Origin of the sequence: Methylorubrum podarium (assembly GCF_022179745.1) — a bacterium.
GTDB lineage: Bacteria > Pseudomonadota > Alphaproteobacteria > Rhizobiales > Beijerinckiaceae > Methylobacterium > Methylobacterium podarium.
In genome coordinates, this window is the sequence record NZ_BPRD01000081.1 from 1 (window position 1) to 8481 (window position 8481).

Below are 8481 nucleotides of genomic sequence, written 5' to 3' on the forward strand. Positions count from 1 at the left end.
GTAGTTCGGCTTGTCCAGGTAGGTCTTCAGGTCGGCGTAGCCGAGGACGACGTCGGCCGTCTTGCCCGCGCGGTCCGGCACGTCGAGGCAGCGCAGCAGGGCACCCCAGGTGAGGATGCGGGCGGTGACCGGGCCGCTCGTGAGCGTCACCTCCTCGACGCCGCGCCCGTCCGGCAGCGTGCCGAACGCCGTCCGCCTGGCCTCACCGGCCACTCTCCATCCGCGCATGTCCCGCTCCTCCCGTCCGCGTTCCCCGCGAGCCGTCCGGCGGCATCCGCCACGCGTCGTTCGACACGTTGCGGTTGACGACGGCCCCTATACTCATACAAATATCCTTTGCGAAGACGAAGCTCCGGCACAGGAGCCGTCATGGGAGAGGAGGCGTTCGATGGCTGGAGCGGGATCGGGCAGAGCCCTGCCCTCAGGCGCTGCGGATGCGACGAGGGAGCGTCGGTCCTACCGGCCCGCGCTCACGCTTCTCGCGAGCCTGTTCTTCATGTGGGGGTTCATCACGGTCATCAACAACACGCTGTTGCCGCACCTCAGAAGCGTGTTCGACCTCGACTACACCCAGACGACCCTGATCGAATCCGCGTGGTTCATCGCGTATTTCGTCGCGTCGCTGCCGGCCGCGAAACTGATCGAGCGCATCGGCTACCAGCGGGCGCTGGTGGCGGGTCTCGGCATCATGGCGCTCGGCACGCTCGGCATGGTCGCGGCGGCGCACCTTCCCTCCTACACTGTCACCCTGGTCTCCCTGTTCGTGATCGCCTGCGGCATCACCCTGCTTCAGGTTGCGGCCAACCCCTACGTCGCGGTGGTTGGACCGCCGGAGAGCGCTTCCTCGCGGCTCAACCTCGTCCAGGCGTTCAACTCGCTGGGCACGACGCTGGCGCCGCTGTTCGGCGGCTACCTCATCCTCGGGCGCTCGGCTTCGGGCAATCTCACCGGCGACGCCGCGCCGCTCAGTGCCGCCGAGCGGCTCGCCGACGCGCAGTCCGTGCAGCTGCCCTACCTGATCGTGGCCGCGACCCTGGTGGTGCTGGCCGTCGTCATCGCCCGCGCCTCTCTGCCGGTGATGGGAACGGCCACGAACCGCCTCGGCCGGGCCGAGCGGGCCTCGCTCTCGCTCTGGCGCCACCGCAACCTCGTCCTCGGCGTGCCGGCGATCTTTATCTACCTGATCGCCGAGATCGGCGTCGCGAACCTGTTCATCAACTTCGTCTCGCAGCCCGCGATCGGCGACCTCACCCAGGCCCAGGCCTCGCACTACCTGTTCCTGCTCTGGGGCGGCATGATGGTCGGCCGCTTCGTCGGCGCCTGGGTGATGCGCCGCATCCCCGCCGAGACGGTGCTGGCCGGGGCCGCGGTCGGCGCCTTCGCGGTGATGCTGGTGACGAGCTTCGCCACCGGTCCCGTCGCGATGTGGTCGCTGATCTCGGTCGGCCTGTTCCACGCGATCATGTTCCCGACGATCTTCACCCTCGGCATCCGCGGCCTCGGGCCGCTCACCGAGGAGGGGTCGGGCCTGCTGATCATGGCGATCGCGGGCGGCGCCCTCGTCGTGGTGCAGGGCTGGATCGCCGACCGGTTCGGGCTGCAGCACTCCTTCCTGCTGACCGCGTCCTGCGAGCTCTACGTCCTGTTCTACGCCCTCTGGGGCTGCCGGGCGAAGGTGCCGCTCGCCGGCACCGCCGTTCCGCCCGCCGTTCCGCCCGCGGTTCGGCCGGCCGCGCCGTGACGCTGCCCGACCCAGGCGAAGAGGAGAGCGGAGCGATGACGATGCGGACGGACACGGTGCCGTTGGAGATCGTGGCCCGCCCGGAGCGGGACCGGCTCGGCGAGGGGCCGGTCTGGCTGCCGGAGCGCGGGCAGCTGTTCTGGGTCGATATCGAGGCGCCGGCGATCCGCTGGCTCGACCTCGCCAGCGGCCGGACCGGCAGCCACGCCTTCGCCGAGCCGATCGGCTGGGTCATCCCGCGCGCGGGCCGCTCCGACTTCGTGGTCGGCCTGAAGAGCGGCTTCGCCTTCTTCGATCCGGAGGCCGGCAGCCTGGAGCCTCTCGGCGACCCGGAGCCCGAGCATCCGGACAACCGGCTGAACGACGCCAAGGTGGATTTCGCCGGACGGATCTGGGCCGGCAGCAAGCATTGCGCCGACGCGGCGGCGTCGGGCGCCCTGCATCGGCTCGATCCCGACCTGACCTGGCACTGCCACGATCGCGACTACGGCGTCGCCAACGGCCCGACCTTCAGCCTGGACGGGCGGGTCCTCTATCACACCGACAGCGCGGCCCGGACGGTCTTCGCCTTCGACCTCGGCGCGGACGGGGCGCTCTCCCGCAAGCGGGTCTTCCTGCGTTTCCCGGATGCCTGGGGCTATCCCGACGGGATGACCACCGATGCGGAGGGCTGCCTCTGGATCGCCCACTGGGGCGGGGGCCGGATCAGCCGGTTCGACCCGGACGGGACGCTTCTGCGGTCGATCGCGCTGCCGGCCACGAACATCACGAGCTGCGCCTTCGGCGGACCCGAACTCGACCGGCTCTACGTCACCTCGGCCGCTTTGGGCTGCGAGCACGAGCCGGCGGCCGGTGCGCTGTTCGTGCTCGATCCCGGGATTCGCGGCCTGCCGCCGCGCGCCTTCGCGGGGTGAGGGCATGATCGGCGTCGATTGGGGCTCCTCGAACCTGCGCGCCTACCGCTACGGGCCGGAGGGGACGGTGCTGGAACGCCGCAGCGGCGGACCCGGGGCCGCCGTGCTCGAGCGGGACGCGTTCGAGCCGGCCCTGGCCGAGATCCTCGCGGGCTGGACCGACGGACGCGTTCCGATCGTGCTGGCCGGCATGGCGGGCCGGCGCGGCGGCTGGCGCGAGGCCCCCTACCTGCCCTGTCCGGCCAACCCCGCGCATCTCGCCGCCGCCGCGGTCGCGATCCGCCCGACGATCGGTCCCTGCTTCCTGGTGCCGGGTCTCAGCACCCGCGGCCGCGACGGCGTGGCGGGCGTGATGCGGGGGGAGGAGACCCAGATCCTCGGGGCCGGGCTTGCCGACGGCGTCGTCGTCCTGCCCGGCACGCACAGCAAGTGGGTGCGGCTGACCGAGGGGCGGATCACCGACTTCGCGACGACGATGACCGGCGAGCTCTACGCCCTGCTGCTCGACCACTCCCTGATCGGTCAGACGGCGACGCGGGGGGCCTGCGACCGGCCGGACGCCTTCACCGCGGGGGTCCGGCGCGCCCTGGCCGCCGGGGGCATCGAGCGCGTCCTGTTCTCGGCCCGCGCCGAGGTGCTGCTCGGCACACTGGAGCCGGAGGCGGTCGAGAGCTTCCTGTCGGGCCTGCTGATCGGCGGCGAGATCGCCGCCATGCGCGGCCTCCTCGACGGCCCGCCCGCTCTGATCGGAACCGCGGCCCTCTGCACCCGCTACGCCGCGGCCCTGTCGCTGGCGGGCTACCCGTCGGCGCAGATCCTGGGCGGTGAGATGGCCGTGTCACGCGGCCTCTGGAGGATCGGGCGGGACATCGCCGCGCTGCGCGGTCCCGACGGCACAGGAGAGGTCTCGTGACATTCGACCAGATTCTGGCGGAGATGCCGCTCGTCGCGATCCTGCGCGGGATCGGACCGTCCGAGGCCGAGGCGGTCGCCGAAGCCCTGGTGGAGGCCGGGATCCGCTGCATCGAGGTGCCGCTGAACTCGCCCGATCCCTTCGAGAGCATCCGCTGCATGGCGGCGCGGTTCGGACGTCGCGCGCTGATCGGCGCCGGAACCGTCCTCGATCCCGACGACGTGAGTCGGATCGTCGAGGCCGGCGGGCGCCTCGCGGTGTCGCCCGATTGCAATCCGGCGACGATCGCGGCGGCCAAGGCCGCCGGCCTGATCGCCCTGCCCGGCATCCTCACGCCGAGCGAGGCCTTCCGGGCCCTCGCGGCCGGTGCCGACGGGTTGAAGCTCTTCCCGGCCGAGGCGGCCGGCCCGGCCGTCTTGAGGGCGATGCGGGCCGTCCTGCCGGCCGGCACCCCCGTCATGCCGGTCGGCGGCATCGGTCCGGCCGAGATCGCGCCCTATTGGGCCGCCGGCGCGGCCGGGTTCGGTCTCGGCTCGAGCCTCTACGTTCCGGGCCGGCCCGCGGCGGAGATCCGTGATCGTGCCGCGGCGATCATCGAAGCCTTGCGAACGGTCCGAGCCGGTTCGCCCTCATCTCGCACGAACCACGCCCCGCCGGCCTGACCCCCGGTCCCACTGCTCCCGTCAGGATGCCGTTGGCCTCCTCTTCGTTGGAGCAGCATGTCTTCGCTGTCCGTCGCGCGAGCGCGACCCGCCGCGGTCGAACGTCCCCTTCCACCGCGGAATCAAACACCCGGAGCGTCGACGTTTTCCGAACGCCGAGCGCCCCCTTCGGGACGATTCCCTCGGCGGCGCTGCGGATGCCTCGTGACGGCGACCGCAGCCCTCAAGGTCCGTGGTTTCAGATTCAACCGATCCCGGAGACTTTGCGTACGCGATTGCAGATGTTGCGTCCAAAGGACCGTGAAGTCCCCCTGTGCGGAGGCAGCCGCAGCAGCTTTTTAATCGATCGTTAACCATAAAATCGAGAAAACCTTAATACTCCGGCTGCCCGGATTGGGTCAAAGGCGAGCGAGAACGGACGCGCTGAGCCGGATCCGTTCGACGAGTCGGATTCGGTCGATAGCCTAAATGGAGGACCTGAGATGCCGGTCGATCACATCATTTCGGCAGCCAAAGGCTCGAACTTTCTCAAGCCCGGTGATGCGAGTGCTGGTTCCGATGTTGCCAGCGGCAGCTTTTCCAAAATTGTCACCGGATTATTGCAGGATTCGACCGAGGCCGGTCAGCGAGCGGATCTGCAGATCCGCTCCGCCGCGCTCGGCCAATCGAGCGTCGTGGATGTCGTGACCGCGGTTGCGGAGAGTGAGACAGCGCTGCAGACGCTTGTGGCCGTCCGCGATCGGGCCATTTCGGCCTACGAAGAGGTCATGCGAACGGCCATTTGAATATGGATTGCACGGTTTATCGATATAATTCAATAATAAAACATAAAACCGTAGATTTTCGGACAGATGTGTTCGCCGTGGCGTTTTTTGGTGCATCGATTGGTTCATCGTCCTTGAGACATCCCACTGCTGCATAACAGTGATCGCCCTAGAATCTCGATGAGGAGGCAGGATTGTATGATCGTTCCGAAGAAACACGTGCGCAACTTGCTTGGATTGCCGCAGGGAGAAAATGAAGATGTCCAAAAAAGATCCGTCTCATCTGTCACAACCGGCACCATTCACTTGATATCCAATTCCGGCCGATCTCTTTCACAACCTGGTCGGCAGGAGCAAGGGTTGGAGGCCGACTGGTCAAAGTTGATCGAAGGAATACAAATTGTTTCTAAACATTCGAAAGAGATTGGATATCAGGCTGACATTCAGCGTGAGCAGGTAGAAAGAATATTGGAGGAGACGCGACGGGGCATCGAGGGATACGAAAACAGGATCTGCGCGGCCGAGAAGGCGGCCGAGGATGCGAAGGAGACCGCAAGAGTTCAGATCATGGCGGCCGAAGAACGTACCAGACTCGCGGAAGAACGGGCATTGGCTGCGGAATCGTGGCTCAAACGCGTGCAGGACGCGATGTTCACTGAGTTCAACGACCTGCTGACTTGGAGCGCAGCCTCATGACTGCTTCGCCCGCGCCGAAGCACGATGCTTCGTTCGAGCCACAACGCCTCGCCGCGAACGCGCGCGTGCTCGCATCAGGCGCGGAGTCGCCCCTCGAGTTCGGTGCCCCGAGAGGGTTGAACTCCGACAGCGATGTCGGGCCTGATCCTCATGGAGTGCCGCACGAGGATTGGTGCGTCTCGATCGAGAACATCCGCACCGTCTCCACGAAACTGCGGGAAATCCAAGCCCGTGCGTTCGAGACGACGCGGGAAGCGCAAGCCATGGCGGACCGAGCCTCGGCAGCTGTCGCGACGGCGGAAGATCGAGCGCAACGGGCGGAGGGTGCCCTGAACGATGCTCTGGCACGGGCTGAGCGGGCCGAGGAACTTGTCCGATCCCTCGCGGCAAGATTAACAGCCAACACGCGTGAGATGGCCGAGAAAGATGAGGTGTCGAATCGACAGAAACCGCCGGTAAGACCCCCGGCACATGCCCGGCCCGTCGACAAGACGCGGAAAATCCCACCCGCGATCGCCAAGAAGGCAGAAGTTGGCGGACGGATCGACATCCGATTGACCGACGAGGACGCACCGTTTCGATCGGATAGGCGTCCATCCCCCGCGCTCGAAAAGAATCCGAACTTCGTTGGTCCCTCCCAACGCACCGTCTCGCCAGCGCGGTTCGTCCATGAGCCCGCACGGGAGCGGGGATATCTGGATGTCCGAAATGAACGGGAGTTTGAAAGCCTCACCTATTAGCACCCCTGCGGCTGCCCCGGACTCGCCGAGTGTCCGGCGGAGGATCCGCACCGTAGGATGATCCGGTCCGCGAGGTCGCGATAACGCCGTGCCGGCCGAACGCCCGGTTTCCGACCATGTCCGTCGGTCGCGCCGGCGCAGCGCGTGTTTTGTGAGGGATATCAAGTCACCGCAGGAAAGACGATGAGGCGATTCCGACGGATCGCCGATGTTTCCGTGCGAGAAGCCGTGGCGCTCGGCCTCCTGCAAGATCGTCATCTCTCGCACCTTGCGATCATCTGTGCGCGGCGTCTGCCTAATCGATCGGAGGGCGGATGCTGTCCAGTGTATAGAGACAAGAACAATGCCTGCCGGCGGGGCTATCTTTTATCAAATCTTATCAACGAGTGATGATCGATCAGATTTGATTTCGCCCCGTCAGACGCGGCGTACTTATGAGCCAATTGACTGTATGTGTCGGGGATTATTGCTACATCTATTGAATTTATGTCATGCAACCGACACGCGAATCGGATTTTCCCGCTCTCAGACGTCAGTGTGAGAAGCCCATTATGTCCGGCGGCACATCAGATTCGGGTCAGGCGGGTGGTGATGCGGATGTCGCGCCGCCGCCTCCGAGGGTGACGAGCGTCAACAGCCTGCTGAGCGGTTTCACCGATATCCGCACGAACCGTCAGGACATCATCGACGCGAACCTTCAGGCCGTCAGGGACATCATGGCGGCCAGCTCTCCCGCCGACCGGAGTGCGGCGAGGGCAGATGACACCACCTACAACACCGCCGGGATCGCCGGCCCGGCCCTCGGCGGTCTCGCCGCGCGGGGCCTTCCCTACGGCAATGCCGACGGCTTCGGCTGGACGATCAACGACACCGCCGGCAATCAGGGCACCATCGCCAAGAACTTCTTCAACAACCCGCGGCCCTTCTTGGTCGACAAGAACATCAAGCCCGCCGTCGCCGGCAGCGGCGGCTCCCTGCCGAGCGGCCACACCACCAAGGGCTTCGCGGAGTCGCTCTGGCTCGCCTACATCTTCCCCGAGCGCTACCAGCAGATCCTGACGCGCGCCAGCGAGTACGGCGAGCATCGGATCGTGAACGGGGTGCACTATCCCCTCGACGTCATCGCCGGCCGGATGGTCGGCGAATGGGCCGTCGCCACCTACCTCGACCCGACCGTCAACGTCTCGAACAGCGCCAGATTCAACAATTCCGCCGCCTCGGTGCGCGGCGCGATGGTCACCGCCCTCGCGAGTTCGGGCCAGACCATCGCCCAGCAGGCGGCCAGCGGCCCGACCGACCGCTTCAGCGACGGCACGGTCAACCAGGCGAACTGGACGCGCCGGCTGACCTACGGCCTGCCGAGCGTCGCCCCGAGCGGCCAGCCGATGAGCGTCCCGACCGAGGCCGGCTACCTCCTCGCCACGCGGTTTCCCTATCTCAACCTCGCTCAGATCGACGAGATCCTGCGCACGACCGCGCTGCCGTCGGGCGTGGTCATGGACAACGGCAACGGCTGGGCGCGGCTCGACCTGTACCGGGCCGCCGACGGCTACGCGGCGCTGGCCGCCGACACCACCGTCACCATGGACGCGGCGGCGGCCCAGGACGACCGGCGGCCGGGCGCCGGCTTCAACGCCGCCGACACGTGGCGCAACGATATCGGCGGCCCCGGGACGCTCACCAAGGCCGGCTCCGGCGTCCTGACCTTGGCGGGCAGCAACAGCTTCGCGGGCTTCGATCTCCAGGCCGGCGGCCTCACCCTGACGGGGGCGAGCAACCTGTCCGGCTCGAGCAAGGTCGAGGGCGGTGTCCTCGCCGCGACCGGGGCCACCCTCGCGACGGCGGGCGATCTCCGGATCGATCAAGGCGCCACGCTCCAGCTCGGCAAGACCCGGCTCGCCGTCGCGGGCACCCTCGCGGTGGCGGGCGACGTCACCCTGCTCGATGCCGGCGAGCTGGCGGTCGCCCAGGCCGCGACGATCTCCGGCACCGTCTCCGGGCAGGGCGGTCTCGTGAAGTCCGGGACCGGCGCGCTGACGCTGTCGGGCGCC

General features: G+C 67.4%; 8 protein-coding genes and 1 pseudogene. 8 read left to right on the top strand and 1 reads right to left on the bottom strand.

What is annotated here, in order from left to right; genetic code table 11:
* Nucleotides 1-228, bottom strand: a pseudogene (locus MFF42_RS04170) (galactose-1-epimerase); the annotation flags it as partial.
* Nucleotides 229-388: 160 nt separating this feature from the next.
* Here MFF42_RS04170 and MFF42_RS04175 point away from each other — a divergent pair.
* The 8 genes from MFF42_RS04175 to MFF42_RS04210 all read left to right on the top strand — a co-directional run.
* Nucleotides 389-1741 (top strand): sugar MFS transporter, encoded by a 1353-nt coding sequence (locus MFF42_RS04175; protein ID WP_238254631.1) that lies wholly within the window; start codon nucleotides 389-391, stop codon nucleotides 1739-1741.
* A 35-nt stretch (nucleotides 1742-1776) separates the two neighbouring features.
* Nucleotides 1777-2655, top strand: coding sequence for an SMP-30/gluconolactonase/LRE family protein (locus MFF42_RS04180; protein WP_238254632.1), 879 nt, complete (start codon nucleotides 1777-1779; stop codon nucleotides 2653-2655).
* Nucleotides 2656-2659: 4 nt separating this feature from the next.
* Nucleotides 2660-3568, top strand: coding sequence for a 2-dehydro-3-deoxygalactonokinase (locus tag MFF42_RS04185; protein WP_238254633.1), 909 nt, complete (start codon nucleotides 2660-2662; stop codon nucleotides 3566-3568).
* Nucleotides 3565-4230, top strand: coding sequence for a 2-dehydro-3-deoxy-6-phosphogalactonate aldolase (locus MFF42_RS04190; RefSeq protein WP_283206847.1), 666 nt, complete (start codon nucleotides 3565-3567; stop codon nucleotides 4228-4230). Before MFF42_RS04185 ends, MFF42_RS04190 begins: the two co-directional genes overlap by 4 nt.
* Before the next feature lie 482 nt (nucleotides 4231-4712).
* Nucleotides 4713-5015: a flagellar hook-basal body complex protein FliE gene (fliE, locus tag MFF42_RS04195; RefSeq protein ID WP_238254634.1), complete on the top strand. Its 303-nt coding sequence runs from the start codon at nucleotides 4713-4715 to the stop codon at nucleotides 5013-5015.
* A gap of 177 nt (nucleotides 5016-5192) precedes the next feature.
* Nucleotides 5193-5690: a hypothetical protein gene (locus MFF42_RS04200; protein ID WP_238254635.1), complete on the top strand. Its 498-nt coding sequence runs from the start codon at nucleotides 5193-5195 to the stop codon at nucleotides 5688-5690.
* The gene (locus MFF42_RS04205) at nucleotides 5687-6430 is read left to right on the top strand and encodes a hypothetical protein (protein ID WP_238254636.1); all 744 of its coding nucleotides are present in this window, start codon (nucleotides 5687-5689) and stop codon (nucleotides 6428-6430) included. The genes MFF42_RS04200 and MFF42_RS04205 overlap by 4 nt, the downstream gene beginning before the upstream one ends.
* Nucleotides 6431-7050: 620 nt before the next feature.
* A partial coding sequence (locus MFF42_RS04210) for a phosphatase PAP2 family protein (RefSeq protein ID WP_238254637.1) occupies nucleotides 7051-8481 on the top strand: 1431 nt, incomplete at its 3' end.

What these genes read in the sequence shown, in the direction of transcription:
- MFF42_RS04175 (WP_238254631.1), top strand. Translation starts at nt 389, where the DNA reads ATGGCTGGAGCGGGATCGGGCAGAGCCCTGCCCTCAGGCGCTGCGGAT.
- fliE (WP_238254634.1), top strand. Translation starts at nt 4,713, where the DNA reads ATGCCGGTCGATCACATCATTTCGGCAGCCAAAGGCTCGAACTTTCTC.
- MFF42_RS04185 (WP_238254633.1), top strand. Translation starts at nt 2,660, where the DNA reads ATGATCGGCGTCGATTGGGGCTCCTCGAACCTGCGCGCCTACCGCTAC.
- MFF42_RS04200 (WP_238254635.1), top strand. Translation starts at nt 5,193, where the DNA reads ATGATCGTTCCGAAGAAACACGTGCGCAACTTGCTTGGATTGCCGCAG.
- MFF42_RS04205 (WP_238254636.1), top strand. Translation starts at nt 5,687, where the DNA reads ATGACTGCTTCGCCCGCGCCGAAGCACGATGCTTCGTTCGAGCCACAA.
- MFF42_RS04180 (WP_238254632.1), top strand. Translation starts at nt 1,777, where the DNA reads ATGACGATGCGGACGGACACGGTGCCGTTGGAGATCGTGGCCCGCCCG.